We start from the raw sequence: 17,090 nt of genomic DNA, 5'->3' as shown, positions 1-17,090 counted from the left end.
TGACCGCTGCACACCGTCGCGTGTGACGGGGACGGTGTGACGGAGGGGGCGGGTCATGCGAGCGAGCGGGTGGTGCCGGATTGTCGTAGCGGCCGTGGGCGTGTCGGCGTGTGGTGGCGAGCCGCCCCTGCCAGACGAAGGGCACCTCGGGCAGGCCGAGGCGCCCCTGGGCGTGCACAATGGCATCAACCTCAACGGCATCAACCTCAACGGGAAGGACCTGAACGGAGACGCGCTCAACGAGCAGGGGCTCCCCCGGATGCTCGTGTCGGTGGACTACGCGGGCGCGTGGTTCGAGCGCCAGAACGGCGCGGCCACCTGGGGCGTTAACAGGTCCACGTGGCACGAGGGACGGCTCGACAAGGTGTGGCTGGAGGGCTCGGTGCTCCACGGCCGCTTGCGCGGACATTCCCTCTCCGGGCTCGACTTCCAGCACGCACGCTTCCTGGGGAACCTGGACGTGGGAGGACAGCTGGAGCTGCGCGTGGACGGCATCACGCCGGGGGTGGGCGCGAACCGGGACGTGTGGACGTACCGGGTGTCCTATCGCGAGCCGGCGGACGGCCGGTGGTACCCCATCTGCGAGGACGCGAACGGGCAGCCGGCGGACGCCATCGCGGTGGCGGGGCGCTGGGACTACCGGCAGAACCTGCCGGGCCAGGGCGGCGCGAAGTACGAGGATCCGCGCACCTTCACCTTCGCGTGCGAGGGGGCGGCCATCGCGAAGTGCATCCGCATTGGCTACAAACCGTGGGCGAGCGTCAACGGGGTGAGCCTGGCGGCGCACCATCAGGCGTGCACGCGCCTCATCCGCGCGGACTACTGCGGGGATGGCTCCTCGCACACCGTGAACGGGCAGTGGGTGAACCTCTACGACGCGGCGGGCGTGCAGCGGGACACGGAGTCCTGGGGCCTGGAAGCGGAGTGGGACACCGAGGGCGCGCGCTGCTTCACGGACCACAACCGGGCCCACGCGCCGGTGTCATGCCCGGGCGCGCCGGTGAAGACGCAGTGCGGCACGGCGGAGGCCTTCTCCACCGGCACGCTGCTTCAGAGCGAGACGCCGTAGCCCGCCGCCCAGGCGCGCGCCGCTTCGGCTAGCGTGGCCTCCCTTCACTCGTGACAGGGAGGTCACGCACGATGCGCATCCGTCAGTGGCTGTCGATGGTGGGCGTGGTGGGCGCGGTGGGTTGTGGTTCACCGGAAGCGGACAAAGCCCCCTCGCTGACGGAGGTGCGTGGCTCTCCGGCCGCGCTGACGCAGCAGGGGACGGTGCAACTCAACATCCTCTACGTGCACGGGGTGAAGGGCTGTCCGGAGCACCGGCAGAACGCGGAGGGCTCGCTCAACGAGCTGCAGGCGGCCGTCGACACCGCGCTCCCCACGTACATCGCCGAGTACCAGGCCAGCCACCCGGGCGTGACGGTGGTGACCCGCTCCGCGCACGCCAACCTCTACACGGCACCGGCCTCGCCCTACCACCCGTCGGACTCGACGGACCCGTTGAACATGGATGACTGGGAGGTGGGGGACCCGGGCTGCACCACCACGAAGCAGGGCGAGCCGTGCACCACCGCGTACGAGTGGCGCTACCGGCTGGCGCAGGAAATCAACCGGCGCTTCCCCGCGGGCTCGAAGAACATCCTCCTGGTGGCGCACAGCTCGGGCGCGCGAGCGGCCTTCGAGGTGGCGGCGAACGTGGGGCCCAACGGCGTGGGCACCCAGGACTGGGGCGTGCAGGGCCGCATCGCCGGCGTGGTGTCGGTGCAGGGCATGGTCGATTCGCTGGGGACGAGCAAGTACAACGTGGTGGGCACGACGAGCTTCGTCACCGCGTGCAAGTACGGAGACCCCATCGTGGGCTTCGGCGACTCGTGCGCGCTGGGCAACGGGTGGTGCGAGTACGCGGGCGACATCACCGCCTTCCCCGCCGCCGACTGGGTGGTGCGCAACAAGCGGGCGCTGATGCTCAACTCGTGGGCGAGCTGCTCGCCGTCGCTGTGGACGGGCAACAGCGATGGCCCGCTGCCGTTCGATGCACAGGGCAGCGGGCTGGCGGTGGGCTCGGGGATGACGCCCGCGCCGGGACAGACGTGGCGGCCGTCGCACGGGGTGAAGTACGGCTCGTTCTGCCATAGCGCCATCGTGGACCCGGGCATCAGCGGGCACGCGCAGGCGGTGAGCGCGGCGAGGGACCGCATCCTGGAGTGGGTGTTCCGGAGCGCACCGCGCGTGTCGGAGACGGGCTCGCTCACCACGTCGACGTCGATTGCGTACGGGAGCTCGACGTCCACCTACGGCATCGGCACGGCGTGCCCGGCGGGGGAGAAGGACGAGGGGCTCGAGGTGGTGGGCGTGTGCAAGCACCCGGGGTACTTCGACGGGGACGACCATGCCATCGCCGCGAGCGAGCTCACCCTGACGAATGGCGCGAGCTGCACGGCCGCCTTCAAGTGGACGCAGCAGCACGACAGCGGCAACAAGCACGCGGCGACGTTCTGGTGGAAGACGCGCTCGCTGCCGGTGGACACGAGCCTGCTGGCCACGCTGCCCGCGAACTGAGGAATCCGAGATGCGCACGCCGTCCGGTGTCCTGCTCGCGCTCGCCGTGGGCTCTGTCTCATACGCCCAGGAGCTGCCCGCGCGGGACAGTGCCCCGCTCTCCTTCGAGTCCTCCGAGCTCAATGAGCTCGCGGGCACGTGGGGCGAGCCGTTCCGCGCGTTGATGGTGATGCCCGGGGTGAGCCATATCGTCTCCGGGGCGAGCCTGCCGGTGGTGCGCGGGGCGGCTCCGTCCTCCACGGGCTACTACCTGGACGGCGTGCGCGTGCCGCGGCTCTACCACCTCTGGGTGGGCCCCTCGACCGTGCACCCCGGGCTCGTCTCCGGGCTCGACTTCCACCCGGGCCCCGCTCCGGCCCGCTTCGGCCGGGAGGTGGGCGGCACGGTGGACGCCCGGCTCATCGCGCCGAGCACCGGCACCGTGCGCGCGGTGGGCTCCATCGACCTGTTCAACGTGGGCGTGCTCACCCAGGTGCCCATCGCCTCCACGGGGACGGAATTCACGCTCGCGGGCCGCTTCGCCTATTCGCCGTGGCTCGCCGCCGCGGTCATCAACGGCCTGCGAGGCCCGTCGAGCCCGGACCTGGTGCTCGGCCTGTCCGACTATCAGGCGCGCGTGACCCAGGCGGTGGGCCGGGGCTCGCTGCGGCTGCTGGCGTTGGGCAGCTCGGATGACGCGGGGCTGAGCGGCCCGGGAGACGTGGTGCGGTTGGGCACCGCCTTCCACCGCGTGGACCTGCGCCTCACGCACCCGCTGGGCGTGGGCGAGGCCGAGGCCGCCGTCACCTGGGGACAGGACACGCTGGGCGCCAACGGGGGAGGGGAGGCCTCGCGCGTTTCCGTGGGGCTCTCCGAGCGCACGCTCGGGGCGCGGATGGCCTGGCGCGCCGCGCTCTCGTCGAGGCTCGCGGTGGAGACGGGCGCGGACGTGGAGCAGCGGCGCGTGAACGTGGACCAATCCACCACCTTCCGTCCTGGCGAGGCGGGGGATCCGGACCGTCCCACCGTCACCACGAGCGTCGTGCAGTCGCTCGCCCGTGCGGTGTTCGCGGGAGCGTACGCGCAGGCCACGTGGACCGAGGGCCCCTGGCAACTCACCCCGGGACTTCGGGTGGATGGGTACCTGCTGGAGCCCGCGCTGAACCAGGTGGTCATCGAGCCCCGGCTGCACGCGCGGGCGGTGCTCTCCGAGACGGTGGCACTGCGCCTCGGCGCGGGCCTCATGCACCAACCGCCGGCCCACCTCCTCGACGCACCGGGCGCGGAGGCGGCGGCGCTGCGGCTGGGTCTGCAACGGACACTCCAGGTGGAGGCGGGCGCGGACGTGCGAGGGCCCGCGGGCTTCACCTTCGGCGCGGACGTCTTCGTGCACCCGCTGGTGCGCACGGTGGAACTGGACGTCCTGTCTTTCGATCTGCTCGCGGACAACCCGGTGGCGCGAGGGCAGGCGCGCACGGCGGAGGGGCACGGCTACGGCGTGGAATTGCTGGCGAGGCGTCCGTTGTCGGAGCGCTGGGCGCTGCTGGCCTCGTACACCTTCCAGCGGCGCACGCTGAGCACGCGCGTGGAGCGAAGGGACAGCATGGGCCAGGTGGTGGGGACGGAGATGGTGCCCGTGGCCTCGGCGCTCGAGCAGCAGCACGTGCTCAACGCGGCCGTCACCCTGAAGCTGCCCTGGGGCCTCACCGTGGGCACCACGCTGCACTACAACACCGGGGCGCCCGAGACGGGGGACCTGCTCTTCTCCTCCACGCAGCGCGAGGGGGTGGACCCGGTGAAGGGGACGGCGCGCTGGATTCCCACGGACCGGGACCAGGTGGCGCGGCTGCCGGGCTACTTCCGGGTGGACGGCCGGGTGTCGAAGACAGGCACGGTGGGGCCGTTGACGCTGGAGGCGTGGCTGGATGTCTTCAATCTCTCGCTGACGCGGGAGGTCTTCCGCTACTCCTACGGGAGCGAGAAGGGCCAGTTGGTGCGCAAGCCCTTCGGTCTGCCGCCGGTCACGCTTCCATCGCTGGGAGTCCAGGCGCGCTACTGACGCCTCGCCCGCCTGTCCGGTGGCACGTCACAAGACAGGGCCGTGCCCTCTCCCCTCAATAGGGACCTCACACCCTTACGTGAGGGCAGGCACACACGCATGAATCCAGGCAGACGGGCGGCGGACTTCATTCATGGGCACATCAGACCCAAGGGCTGGCGGGTCTCGAACCAGACCAACCGGCGGTTGAGGATCCGCGGGAGCGACGACGAGCACCTGCTCATCCTCTCCCCGCTCGAATTGGACAAGCCGGTCTCCATGGAGGAGGCCGAGGCGCTCGGACTTCCGAAGCTGGTCCAGGAGGGGGTGGTCTCGCTCCAGGCCGAGCCGAGTCCCTGGATGCACCGGTTGGCCATCTTCCAGTCGGCGGCATCGAAGCTGTCCTTCATCACCCTCCTCGCCTGGCTCGCGCTCCCGGCCCGCGTGGACAAGCTCGACGTGGAGGATGGCTTCCTGCTCCTCACGTTCCTGCTCGTGGTGTTCTCGTTCGTGGCGAAGCTGCTGGTGGCCCGGCAGCAGGGCCGCGAAGGACTGCGAGCCACGCTCCGCAGACGGGCGCGCCAGAAGATCGACGTGCTCCTGCTCATGGCCATGGGCCTCGGCATTCCGGGCTTCGTCGTCGTCATGTCGGATGGCTTCCTGTCCCACGTGGTGGCCCTGTTCGCTCCCTTCACGGGAGACGGGACGTCCCTGTCCTCGAGCCTGCTCACGGTGGACCACCTCGACCGCGTCGTCGTCGCGGGGCGCCTCCTGCAATTGCTCCTCATGGCGGTGCTCTCCCTGGTGCCCGCGCTGCTCTTCTACGCCTTTGACCGTGAGCACCAGGGCACGCTGCGCGAGCGGTTCGTCGCCCACATCTTCCGGTTCGACCCCTCGGTGAAGACCCGGCAGGACGTGCGTACCCGTTACGGCAACCAGATGGACGAAGCCTATGGTTCCGAGCGCCGGGATGCCCCCGTCCGCCTGATGCCGGCCCGGCGCTCGCCTCTGCTCGTGGCCACGCTGGTGCTCGCGCTCGGCTGGACGTTCACGCTGCTGAGCGTCAACGAGCCACCCGTCATCCTGGACTCCAGCATGGAGTTCCTGGCGTTCTTCCAACCCCAGACCTCCGCGCTCACGTTCGGGTTCCTCGGGGCGTACTCCTATACCCTGCTCACCGTCTTCCGCAGTTATGCGCGCAGGGATTTGCAGCCGAAGATCTACAGCCACATCACGACCCGCGTCTTCACGGTGATGGTGCTGGCCTGGGTGCTCGAGCAGAGCTGGCGCATGTTCCCGGGCACGCCCGCGGATGCGCCGCTGTATTCCGCCAAGCTGCTCACACTCGCCTTCGTGACGGGCATCATCCCCGAGACGGGTCTGGTCTTCATCAGCGAGATGCTCCGCAACACCAAGAAGAAGGTGAAGCGGATGGGCGCCGGCTCGGGCCTGGAGCTCGTGGATCCACACGCGCCACTGACGAGCCTGGAGGGAATCGACATCTATGACCGGGCGCGGCTCCAGGACGAAGGCGTGACGAACGTGCAGGCGCTGGCGCGCCACGACGTGGTCGAGCTGATGCTGCAGACGCGCATCCCGGCGCCCCGGCTGCTGGACTGGGTCGACCAGGCCATCCTCCACCTGCACGCCAGCGCGGGAGGTCAGGGAGACGACTCGTTGCTCCAGACCCTGCGCCGCTACGGCATCCGCACGGTCACGGATCTCCTGGAGTCCTACGAGAAGGCCAGACGGCGCGGACAGGAGGAAGCCTTCCTCACGCTCCTGTCCGGTAAGGAGCCCGAGAAGAGTATTCCCCGGCTGCGGTTCCTGCTCGACACCATCAAGGACGAGCAGTGGGTGGAGAACCTCCGCTACTGGCACAAGAGCCACCCCGTCCAGGAGGTGGAGCTGGCGCCCCTCGTGCATCCGCACGCACCGGAGGACCACGCCGTGCGCAGGTTGAACCCGAACCCGGCCGCGGCCTGAGCCCCGCCGGGAGGTGGCTCGCCGACGGAGCGGGCACTCCGGCGGTTGCGCGAGGGCACCCGAGGGCATATCGGGAATCCTCCAGCCTGAGCGCAGGAGGAGCGGAATGTATCGCGCGGACACGGTCGTGGGTCTCATCGAGTACGGCCGCGAGGGAGACCTCGCGGTCGGAGCACCAGGGCGGCCCGGGCTGACGCATGGCGGCCTGCGGGAGCTCGCCCGGCGCACCGTGGCGGCGCTGAATGGCCTGGGCATCGGACGGGGAGACCGGGTCGCCCTGGTGCTGCCCAACGGGCCAGAGATGGCGACGGCCTTCGTCACCCTCGCCTGCGGTGCCACCACCGCGCCGCTCAACCCGGCCTACCGGGGCGAGGAATTCGAGTTCTACCTCTCGGACCTGAACGCGCGGGCGCTCGTCATCCTCGAGGGCATGGAGAGCCCGGCCCGCGCCGTCGCCACCGCGCGCGGCATCCCCATCATCGAGCTGGTTCCCGGCGTGAGCGGACCCGCGGGCCTCTTCACCTTGAAGCCCGAGCGGCCGCTCTCGGGCACTCCCGCGCGCGCGGGCTTCGCCGAGGCCGAGGACGTGGCGCTCGTGCTGCACACCTCGGGGACGACGGCGCGGCCCAAAATCGTCCCCCTGCGCCACGTGAACGTCACGGCCTCGGCCTTCCACATTGGCCAGACGTTGGAGCTGAAGCGCGAGGACGTCTGCCTCAACATCATGCCGCTCTTCCACATCCACGGCCTCATCGCCGCGGTGCTGTCGAGCCTCGCGGCGGGTGGCGCGGTGGTGTGCACGCCGGGCTTCAACGCGCTCAAGTTCTTCTCCTGGTTCGAGGAGGTGCGCCCCAGTTGGTACACGGCGGTGCCCACGATGCATCAGGCCATCCTCGGCCGGGCGGGCCGCAACGCGGAGATCATCAAGGCGGGGCGGCTGCGCCTCATCCGCTCGTCCTCGGCGTCGCTGCCGCCCCAGGTGATGGAGGAGCTGGAGCAGGTGTTCGGCGTGCCGGTGCTCGAGAGCTACGGCATGACGGAGGCCTCGCACCAGATGGCCTCGAATCCGCTGCCGCCGAAGCCGCGCCATCCGGGCTCGGTGGGTATCGCGGCGGGGCCGGAGGTGGCCATCATGGACGAGGCCGGAAACCTGTTGCCGCGAGGCTCGCTCGGCGAGGTCGTCATCCGGGGCCGAAACGTCATGGCCGGCTACGAGAACAACCCCGAGGCCAATGCCAAGGCCTTCACGCACGGCTGGTTCCGCACGGGGGACCAGGGGGTGCTCGACGAAGCGGGTTACCTGCGGCTCACCGGCCGGCTCAAGGAGATCATCAACCGGGGGGGCGAGAAGCTCAGCCCGCTGGAGATCGACACGGTGCTGATGGACCACCCGGCGGTGCAGCAGGTGGTGACGTTCGCCCTGCCGCACCCGAAGCTCGGTGAGGACGTGGCCGCCGCCGTGGTGCTGCGCGAGGGCATGAGTGTCACGGAGCGCGAGCTCCAGGACTTCGCCTCCAAGCGGCTGGCGGACTTCAAGGTGCCGCGCAAAATCGTCTTCCTGGCGGAGATTCCCAAGGGAGCGACGGGCAAGCTGCAGCGCATCGGGCTCGCCGCGCGCCTGGGGCTCACGTCATGAAGCTGGCCATCTTCGGCGCGGGAGCGATGGGCGGGTTCTTCGGGGCCCGGCTGCTCCAGGCGGGAGTGGATGTCACCTTCATCGCGCGAGGAGCACACCTCGCGGCGATGCGCGACAAGGGCCTCACCCTGCGCAGCGGCGGCGAGAGCATCACCGTGCGCCCTCGTTGCACGGACAACCCGGCCGAGGCGGGGCCCCAGGACTACGTCCTCGTCACGCTGAAGGCGCATGCGTTGCCGGGCGCGGCGGCGCAGATGGTGCCCCTGCTGGGCCCCGAGACGGCGATCGTCACCGGCACCAACGGCGTGCCCTATTGGTACTTCTACGGGCTCGAGGGGCCCTACCGGGACCGGCCGGTGGAGAGCGTGGACCCGGGAGGCAAGCTCTGGGAGACGCTGCACCCGTCGCGAGCCATCGGCTCGGTGCTCTACCCGGCGGCCGAGGTGGTGGAGCCCGGCGTCATCGAGCACACCTACGGGGACCGCATCACCCTGGGTGAGCCCGATGGCACCAAGAGCCCTCGCGTCGAGGCGCTGTCAAAGTTGTTCATCCAGGCGGGCTTGAAGGCGCCCATCCGCCCGCGCATCCGCGATGAAATCTGGGTGAAGCTCTGGGGCAACCTCGCCTTCAATCCGCTCTCGGCGCTCACGGGCGCGACGCTCGACACACTGGCAATCCAGGGAGACCTGCGAGCGGTGGCGCGCTCCATGATGGCCGAGGCCCAGGGAGTCGCCGAGGCGCTGGGCGTGCGCTTCCCCATCGACGTGGACAAGCGGATTCAAGGCGCGGCCGAGGTCGGCGCGCATAAAACATCCATGCTGCAGGACCTGGAGCGGGGCCGGCCGATGGAGATCGACGCGCTGCTGGGCGCGGTGGTGGAGCTCGGGCAACTCGTGAGCAAGCCAATGCCCACGTGCGAGCTGGTGCTGACGCTGGTGCGCGAGCGGGGGCGGCGGGCGGGCTGCTACCCGGCCGCGAGCCCGTGACGATTTGTCCGCATGGAGCGGACCATTCCACGCAGTCGGGGTCATTATGGAGAGCCTGGGATTCGCGCCATGCCCCCAATGCTTGGCTTAAGCAGCGCGTCTCCGGGCTACTTCGCGGCGCCTCCGCCGAAGTACCAGCCCGGCGAGCGCTAGCACTCCCACGCTCCAGCCCGGAGCGGAGCCGCAGCCACAGGCCCCGGGCTCGGTCACCTGGGGCACGGGTCCGGGAATGCCTCGCATGTCCGCGGTGCGAGCAATCCACAGGTGACTGGTAACGGTGCGCGGATGGCCGTTCATCCACACCTCCACGCGGAAGCGGTCTTCCCCATGCTCGGGCGCTGTGACTTCCCGCTCCACCACGAAGTCCTCCGACGTCACCTCCACGAGCGGCAGGCGCACGCTATTGTGGACGAAGCGCACCTGGAGTCCCTGGGCGCCGGTGACCCGGGCACTCAGCTTCGCGCGCTCGGCGAGCACGGTGTCTCCAGTGGGCGTCACGTTGCTCGTCAGCTCCGCCATGGGGTCCTCGGGCCCCTGGAGCTTCACCACGGTGCGGCTGTCGCGGATGCCGTCCAGCAGCGCCGCCACGCTCAGCTCGCGCGCGTACACGAGTGTGGCGGGGTTGCCGATGGCGCTCTGCTTGTAGTCCAGGTCCACTCCGGCCCGGTGGTCATCGCTGCCTCCGAGCGCCGCGGCGTGGTGCCCCTGTGAGAGCAGCCAGTCCCAATACCCGATGGCCCCCTCGCTGAAGAAGCGCCCCAGCTTCTCCCACTCGGGATTGGCCACCTCGACCGCGTCCACTCCGCCCGGCGGCACGGCGTGTTGCCACGCGCAGCCGATGCACAAATCCCCCACGTCATACACGGGGTGGTTGATGGAGAAGAGCGCGCCCTGGCGGTGGAAGGCCTCCATGGCCTCCTCCAGGGTGATGCCCTCGCCCAAGCGCGGCGGCACGTAGCCGGTGGCGCCGAGCGCGTTCGCATGGCCCGCGTAGGTGGTGTACTCGACGCCCGGCACCAGCAGCAGGCCGGGGAAGCGCGACTGCGCGTCCACGAGGAAGTCGAGCGTGGACGTGGTGTTGTGGTCCGTGAGCACGACGAAGTCGAGCCCGTGTCCCCGCGCGTAGCGGGCAATCTCATCCAGTGGGGGACGGGCATCTCCGCTCTCGCGCGAGTGCACGTGGAAGTCGCCCGTGTACCAGCGGGCCTGGTCCGAGAGCGCGTCGGAGGCATGGTAGGGCTGGCGCTCGGGCTGGGGCGCGAGCGTGGCCTGCGTGCGCAGGTGCACTTCAATCCGGTAGCGCGCGGGCGTCTTGCCAATCTTCGCCTTGCCCACCGTCACCTTCCACGTGCCCGCGGGCAGTGGCCCCGCGAGGTACGAGCGCGACGCCGCCTTCTCGCTCACGAGGGCGGGCTCCTCGTTGCCGCCGCCATAACCCCGGAAGCCGTTCGGGTCCTCCAGCCCCCAGTCGAGGATGTTCTCGCTGGCGAGGTCGTCATGGCGAACCTCCAGCTCCACGGTGCCCGGAGGCACCTCGAAGGGGACGTCGAAGAAGCTGCCCTCGGTGGGCACCTCTCCCTCCAGCACGAGCGGGCCAGCGGCCAGCGCGGAGGAGCAGACGAGAAGACAGACGAGCAGTGTTCCGGGAGTAGGAATCAGGGGGCGCAAGGGGCCCGCAGCCTACCCGATACCCGCTGCCGGATTCTCCGTGCCCTGTCCCGAGCGCGGCGTCAGCTCGCCGAGGAAGTCCACCTGGAGCCCGCCGTACTCCGAGCGTCCCAGCTCCAGGCTCCACCCGTGCAGCACCGTCACTTTCCAGGCGATGTTCAGGCCCAGGCCGTGCCCGTGCACCCCGCGCGTGCGTGCCGCGTCGCCCCGGACGCGCCGCTCGAGGATGCCTGACAGCTCGTTCTCGGGGATGCCGGGCCCGTCGTCGAGCACTCTCAAGCGGAACGCCTCTCCGGGCGTGCGCTCGAGCACCACGGCCACATGGCCATCGCGCGAGTTGTAGCGCACGGCGTTGTAGACGACGTTGCTCACCGCCTGCTCGATGAGCGTGACGTCTCCCTCCACGATCACCGGGGACTCGGGGACGGCGCTCTCGAGCGCCACGCCGAGCTGCCTCGCGATGGGCCGGTGGCGGCTCATGCACCGCTCCACCAGCGCGTTGAGGTCCACCGGGGCCCGCTGCACGGCCGGCTCGCCCGCTTCCAACCGGGCCGCGGCGCCCAGGTTGTGGATGAGCGCCGCCATGTAGTGCGCCTCCCGGCTCGCCGCCGTCACGGTCGACGCGTCCACCGGCTCTCCCCGGGCCGCGCGCTGCTGCAGCTCGGCCAGGTGCCCCTGGAGCACCGTCAGGGGGATCATCACGTCGTGCGTGGTGTTCTCCAGGAAGGTGCGCAGCGTCTGCTCGCGCTTCTCCTTGAGGTCCATCTGCGCGTGCACTTCGCGTCCCGCCTCGTCGAAGGCGCGCGCCAGCTCGGAGATTTCATCGTTGCCCCGCGAGGTGATGGTTCCCTGATAGGCGCTGCGCACGAAGGTCCGCACCTCGCCGGTGAGCTGGCGCAGGCGGCGCACCACCGGAGCCATCGTCAGCAGCACGCCCGCCAGGGCGCTCAAGGTGGGGAGCAACCAGAGCTCGGGCGGGGGCAGCGCGTGTCCCCGCTTTCCCTCACCGGGCGGCTCCTGCTTCCAGACGAGCACGAAGGCGCACGGGCCGGAACCCCAGGGCATGCGCACCAGCAGCTCGCTCGGGCCGTGCGGTCCGTGACCGGAGGACCGGCTGGCCGTGTCCGCTCCCCGCCGCATGGCCTTCACGAGCGCTTCGTCGAGGGGCGGCGCGCTGGGGTTGCGCGACGAGAGCCCGGCGTCGTAGGCGAAGAGCTGCATGCCCATGCCCGCTCTGCCCGGGCCCAGGTTCGGCGGCGGCTTCGGGCGCCCTCCGGGTCCCCCCGGCCCGTCCGGAGGGAAGGGCGGCGCTCCACCTTCTGCTGGCTCGGACGGGGGCGCGGACAGCGTGCCCCGGGGCGGGAGTGGGCCCCGGAAGGATGGGGATTGGAGACTCCAGGTCCCGGGAGTGGCTTCGCAGCTCTCGCGTCCGCCCTCGAGCATGGTCGCGACGACGTACTCGGAGAGGACAGACTCGTGCGCGTTCGCCTCGACGGTCTTGTGGACCCACCCCATGCCCAGCGTGATGGGGATGGCCACCGCCGCCGTGGTGAGCGCCAGCCGCACCCGCAGCTTCACGAGTCCCCTCCCTCACCCAACCGGTAACCGATGCCCCACACCGTCTCGATGTGCTTGCCGGGGCCCAGCTTGCGCCGCAGCCGTGACACGTGCACGTCCAGGGTCCGCTCGGTGCCCTCGCGCTCGGGGTCCAGCACGTGGTCCACCAGCCACTGGCGCGTCACCGCCGCTCCGGGGCGCCGGGCGAGCGCGGCCAGCAGGTCGAACTCCACGCGCGTGAGCTCCACCGGCTTGCCCTGGACGCGCACCTCGCGCGCCTCGAGGTCCACCTGGAGCGCACCCATCTCCACGCCGCCCTGCCGCTGCATCACCGGCCGGCGCAGCCGCGCGCGCACGCGCTCCACCAGCTCCTCGGGCCAGAAGGGCTTGGTCATGTAGTCGTCGGCCCCCAGCTTCAGGGCCCGCACCTTGTCGGAGCTCTCGTTGCGCGCGCTGAGGATGAGCACCGGCACGTCCGAGCCGTCGCGCAATTGACGCAGCATGTCCATGCCATGCGTCCCGGGCAGCATCAGGTCCAGGATGACGAGCCGCCAGGCCACCGCGTCTCCGGGCGCCACGGGCCGGCCCTCGGTCCACCAGGTGGGCTCGAAGCCCGCCTTGCCCAGGCAGTCGACGATTTGAGCTCCCAGTTGTGGGTCGTCCTCGACGAGCAGGATGCGCTCTCCCATGGGGTGTTCGTCCTCTCCGTGGCACCCCGACCGTCAGGGTGCCGTCATGCTTCATGCCCTGGGGTACGGGACAGCTCGTAAGAGAATCTTAAGATTGCCTCTCTAGCCAGGGATGCGGTGGAGCAGGCCACTGCTGCACCGCTGGGATACTGGAGAAGCGAGGAGTCAGGACCATGAGGCGTTGGCTGGATGCGAAGAAGGGCCTGGGCGGCGGGACGCTGCTGGGGGCCGTGATGCTCGCGATGGCGCTGGGCGCTGGCTGCAAGGGGGACTCGACGACGGAAGCTCCCGCGGCCGCGGCGAGCGATGCGCTGGGGATGGCGAGCGACTCGTCTCATTTCGCGGAGCTGGAGGGGTTGATCGCCGGGGTGGAGGGTGAGCTGGGCCGCCCGGGGCGCAACCAGCAGGACGCGTTCCGCTGTGACCCGGAGCCGGACGTCACCGAGGTCCCGGTGTGCGACCGGACGATTCCCTCGCGGATGCACTTCGAGTGGAGCGGCTGCGATCTCACGGCGATGCCCCAGCGTCCGCCGCCGCCGCCGGGCATGGAGCCGCCGCGGGGAGACGGACAGCGTCCGCCGCCGGGGGATGGACAGCACGCGCGGCCCGTCAGCTCCAGCGGCACGGTGGAGCTCGTGCACGACGTGACCGTGAATGGCACGTGCGGGAGCGGGGACGAGAGCTTCGACAGCCTGGAGAACGCGACCTTCTCCACCACGCAGACGCTGTCGGACGGAACGGTGCGCAGCTTCCAGGGGACGACGACCTCGACGGGGAGCCACTCCGCCAGCGAGACGGTGTTCACGCGCACCGGCACGCTCGACACCACGCGCGAGGTGCGGGACGCCGACGGGCAGCTGACGCGCGGCCTGCACCTGTCGGGCACGCTCGCCGTCACGTTCGATCGCTCGAGCGGAGAGCCGACCCGCACGCTCGATGGCTCGTTCGAGGCCACGTATTCGGACAGCGCGACGTCCGTCATCACGGTGACGAACCTGTTGCGGCCGGCGCCGTTCGTCTGCCGCTTCCCCACGGCCGGCACGGTGAAGCAGGTGCAACAGGATGGCACCATGCATGTGCTGGTCTACGGCCCGGAGTGCGGCACGGCCACGCTCGATGGCGCGGCGTACACGCCCCACACGGGTGGCCCCGGTGGGCACGGAGGCCCGGGTGGGCACGGAGGCCCGGGTGGACACGGGCCTCGTCCGGGTGGCCCGGGCCGTGGCCCGCATTGAGCTGAGTGGCCGTGGTGGATGACCCGGCCCGGCGCCTCTTCACGGAGACGCCGGGCTTTTCATGGGCGACGGCGCCGCGCCATGAATGCGCCTGGCTTCGCGGAAGAGCTGGGTCATGGAGTAGTCCAGGGGCGCGTCCTTGCCTTCCAGGGCATGGCGGGCGCGCAGGAAGGGCAGCCAGGCCCGGTCGCCTACCACCACGGCGGTCTCCTCGAGGTTGCGGCGGGGGACCCAGCGGCCTCCCAGCTCGCGTACCAGCATCACGCCGAGGTAGGCCCCGAGCCCCTTGAAGAGGATGTCGCGGGTGATTGGGAGAGCGTTCTTGCTGCCCCAGCCCATGCGCCACACCCTCCAGTCCATGTGAGGCAGCGCCTCGAGCGAGCGGGCCTTGATGGCGGGCGTCAGCTTGTTCAGCGGAGACTGGAGTACCTGGATGAAGCTCCGCTCGAAGGCATCGAGGTATCCCCGCACCTTCTCGGGGCCGCCTACGTCCGGCCAGCGCTGCTGGTCAGCGGGGAGCCACTCGGAAACGGGAGGCGGGTGGTAGGCGTTGAATTTCTCCACCATCTCGCGTTGACGGAAGAGCCCATGGAACCTCACCTCCTCGAGGAGGATTTCGGCCACGTCGGGGTGGAACTGGATGGGCACCGGGACGAAGTGGAGGGAGCGCTGGCGAAGGGTGGTGAGGGTTTCCTCCAGCTTCAGGTCCGGGCGGAGGTGCACGAGGGCGCGCGCCTGGGCGAGACGGGACTCCTCGGAGTCGAAGTCCGCGGGAGTGGGGCGAGTGAGAAGCATCACCGCGCCGTGGGGGAGCTCCTCGACATGGGCAGCGGGAGTGGAGAACACACGCTCGCGGCCCATGGCTTCCACCAGGCTCGGGCCGTACACGTTGAGCCAGTAGGTTCCGATCGCCTGCTCGGGAACGAACTTCTTACGGAGAAGTGAGGATTCCGGCCCGAGGCGGTAGTCGGTGAAGCTGTGGGCGTAGCCATAGGACAGTGGAAGCCGGGCGGCGAGGGCGCGCACGAGGTCCAGGCAGCGCGCGGCACGTTCCTCCTCCTTGCCGGGCTCACGGAACCAGGCGAAGGGCTCGACGTGGAAGTCCAACGTGAAGCGTGCGTTCTGGGTACCTTCGAAGCAGGAGATCCACCACGAGGCATCCGGGGGCCGTGAGCGGAAGAGGATGATGCTCGTATCGCCACCTACCCCCGTGGCCTTGTCGATGTGCTTGCGCAAGGCCTGACGCGAATACTTCATCCGGCGCTTGATGACGGACAGCTTGTCTGGCCGCAGCTCGTCCATGGACTCGATGACATCGAGTACTTCTCCCAATCCATCAACGCCCCGGCTGAGTGGGTACACCGGGGAGTGGAGCTCGAGCTCAAACCTGTCTGACTTGTTCCAGTCATTGGGGTTCATGGAAGTGGATCTCGACGTTCTTCCTACGCAGTGCCTGCTCAAGAAGACCCCTGACGTCTTCAGTGGCCATCGCTGCGTCATATACGAGATGAACCTTGGATACGGTAACCTCCTGGCCGAAAAGGGGATGACCGGCACGCCTCACCTGGAGGATGCCGCCGTACTTGGTCAAAGCCTCGTCCGCATCAAGAACTGCTTGTTCGCGGATTTGCTCTTTGCTCATGCTGTTGAAGTCGCGGCTCTTGTTGCTGAAGGCCTCGACGTGAGGCCGGGTACCCGGTTTCAGCGTGGCTTCGTCGACGACGAGTTGGTCGGGATAGAGGACCTGGGGTCGGCCCGTACGGGCCACGCCGACGTTTTCCGCCAGCAGAGGCTTCTTCATGTTGGGAACCAGGTGGCGTTGCGCTTCGGGGAGCGTCAGTTCCCACCGCATCGCCTCGGAGACGGAGCGCTGGAATTCACTGCCGCGCAGGACGGTGTCCTGGAAGTGGTGGTAGGCATCCCACGTGAGGGGTGGTTTCGGCTTCGGTGCTCCAGCGGGAGTCGGGCTCTTTCCCGCAAGCTCCGCGTAGCGCTGCTCCCAGTAGGCCACGTAGTCGCTCCACATCGCGTCGCCGCTGGCCGTGCCCTCGGGCGGGTTGTCGAGCGCGGGGCGGAGACGGGCGAGCTTCGACGGGGCCGCTGGATGCCGCGGGCCCGTGGCCAGGGCTTCTTCTTCCAGCAGCCGTGCCGCCAGGGCTTCGGCGTCGGTGGAGACCATGGCGAGCTGGCTCTCGGTGCCCGCCTGCAATTCACTTCCCGCCGCTTCGCCTTCCGCGGCCACCTCCTTCATCACCGCCATGGCCGTGCCGCCGGCGAGCAGCAGGTTGAGCGAGGAGACGATGATGGACTTCTCCAGGCCGCGTCGCTGGGCGCGTTGCTCGAAGGTCCGCGCGAGCGTCAGCCGCAGGTGCTGTGCACCCGGGCCGCGCGAGGTCATGAACCGGTCGACGAAGGCCCAGTCCGTCACGCAGCCGCGCAGCGGCAGGGCCAGACAGCGCACCGAGGTGGCCGCATCGGCGGCCTGTTGTCCGATGAGGACGAAGGTCTCCTCGAGCTGCCGGAAGACCTCCCGGGCGCGCGCCTCGCCGTGCCTCGCATCCGCGTACACCCGCTCCAGGTGTGACGGGCGGCGCACGAGCAGGACGGCGGAGTCCTCGCCCACGAGGGTGCCTCGGGTATCGCAATAGAGCCCGTAGTCGAAGGCGGGCTCCTCGACGGAGGAGAGGGCGCGGACGTAGGGCTCGTCCTCGGTGCAGGCCGCATGCGAGACGGCCAGGAGCAGCATCAACCCCG

Annotated in this window: 12 protein-coding genes; 7 read left to right on the top strand and 5 right to left on the bottom strand. The window is 69.8% G+C overall.

Annotated features, from left to right (window positions below; genetic code table 11):
- The first annotated feature begins 55 nt into the window (after positions 1 to 55).
- The 6 genes from ACJ8AN_RS02160 (at position 56) to ACJ8AN_RS02135 (ending at position 9,187) form a co-directional block, all read left to right on the top strand.
- The gene (locus tag ACJ8AN_RS02160; RefSeq protein ID WP_407753512.1) at positions 56 to 1,069 is read left to right on the top strand and encodes an ADYC domain-containing protein; all 1,014 of its coding nucleotides are present in this window, start codon (positions 56 to 58) and stop codon (positions 1,067 to 1,069) included.
- A gap of 71 nt (positions 1,070 to 1,140) precedes the next feature.
- Positions 1,141 to 2,562, top strand: a complete 1,422-nt coding sequence (locus ACJ8AN_RS02155) for a hypothetical protein (RefSeq protein ID WP_407753511.1) — start codon at positions 1,141 to 1,143, stop codon at positions 2,560 to 2,562.
- Positions 2,563 to 2,572: 10 nt separating this feature from the next.
- The gene (locus ACJ8AN_RS02150) at positions 2,573 to 4,600 is read left to right on the top strand and encodes a TonB-dependent receptor domain-containing protein (protein ID WP_407753510.1); all 2,028 of its coding nucleotides are present in this window, start codon (positions 2,573 to 2,575) and stop codon (positions 4,598 to 4,600) included.
- Between the two features lie 99 nt (positions 4,601 to 4,699).
- Positions 4,700 to 6,565: a hypothetical protein gene (locus ACJ8AN_RS02145; protein WP_407753509.1), complete on the top strand. Its 1,866-nt coding sequence runs from the start codon at positions 4,700 to 4,702 to the stop codon at positions 6,563 to 6,565.
- A 106-nt stretch (positions 6,566 to 6,671) separates the two neighbouring features.
- Entirely contained in the window at positions 6,672 to 8,201 is a 1,530-nt protein-coding gene (locus ACJ8AN_RS02140; RefSeq protein WP_407753508.1) for an acyl--CoA ligase, read from the top strand.
- Positions 8,198 to 9,187, top strand: a complete 990-nt coding sequence (locus ACJ8AN_RS02135) for a 2-dehydropantoate 2-reductase (RefSeq protein WP_407753507.1) — start codon at positions 8,198 to 8,200, stop codon at positions 9,185 to 9,187. Before ACJ8AN_RS02140 ends, ACJ8AN_RS02135 begins: the two co-directional genes overlap by 4 nt.
- Before the next feature lie 87 nt (positions 9,188 to 9,274).
- On the opposite strand, the gene ACJ8AN_RS02130 is transcribed toward ACJ8AN_RS02135, so the two are convergent.
- From ACJ8AN_RS02130 to ACJ8AN_RS02120, 3 genes are read right to left on the bottom strand one after another with little or no spacing between them, the layout of a single operon-like run.
- Complete coding sequence (locus tag ACJ8AN_RS02130; protein ID WP_407753506.1) at positions 9,275 to 10,855, bottom strand: CehA/McbA family metallohydrolase; 1,581 nt, start codon at positions 10,853 to 10,855, stop codon at positions 9,275 to 9,277.
- Between the two features lie 12 nt (positions 10,856 to 10,867).
- A complete protein-coding gene (locus ACJ8AN_RS02125) occupies positions 10,868 to 12,433 on the bottom strand; it encodes a sensor histidine kinase (RefSeq protein WP_407753505.1) in 1,566 nt (521 codons plus the stop codon).
- Entirely contained in the window at positions 12,430 to 13,101 is a 672-nt protein-coding gene (locus ACJ8AN_RS02120; protein WP_407753504.1) for a response regulator transcription factor, read from the bottom strand. Before ACJ8AN_RS02120 ends, ACJ8AN_RS02125 begins: the two co-directional genes overlap by 4 nt.
- A 173-nt stretch (positions 13,102 to 13,274) precedes the next feature.
- Between ACJ8AN_RS02120 and ACJ8AN_RS02115 the strand changes: the two genes are divergently transcribed.
- Positions 13,275 to 14,336 carry a hypothetical protein gene (locus tag ACJ8AN_RS02115; RefSeq protein WP_407753503.1) on the top strand — a complete coding sequence of 354 codons (1,062 nt, stop codon included), beginning with the start codon at positions 13,275 to 13,277 and terminating at the stop codon, positions 14,334 to 14,336.
- Between the two features lie 39 nt (positions 14,337 to 14,375).
- Here the strand turns inward: ACJ8AN_RS02115 and ACJ8AN_RS02110 are convergent, their stop codons facing one another.
- Both ACJ8AN_RS02110 and ACJ8AN_RS02105 read right to left on the bottom strand, forming a co-directional pair.
- Positions 14,376 to 15,755 carry a hypothetical protein gene (locus ACJ8AN_RS02110; protein WP_407753502.1) on the bottom strand — a complete coding sequence of 460 codons (1,380 nt, stop codon included), beginning with the start codon at positions 15,753 to 15,755 and terminating at the stop codon, positions 14,376 to 14,378.
- Positions 15,742 to 17,082, bottom strand: coding sequence for a hypothetical protein (locus tag ACJ8AN_RS02105; RefSeq protein WP_407753501.1), 1,341 nt, complete (start codon positions 17,080 to 17,082; stop codon positions 15,742 to 15,744). Before ACJ8AN_RS02105 ends, ACJ8AN_RS02110 begins: the two co-directional genes overlap by 14 nt.
- Between the last annotated feature and the right edge of the window lie 8 nt (positions 17,083 to 17,090).

This window comes from Archangium sp. (assembly GCF_045802675.1).
In the GTDB taxonomy this organism is placed as follows: domain Bacteria; phylum Myxococcota; class Myxococcia; order Myxococcales; family Myxococcaceae; genus Archangium.
Note: the sequence above shows the minus strand (reverse complement) of the source record. Positions and strands in the feature narration are given on the sequence as shown.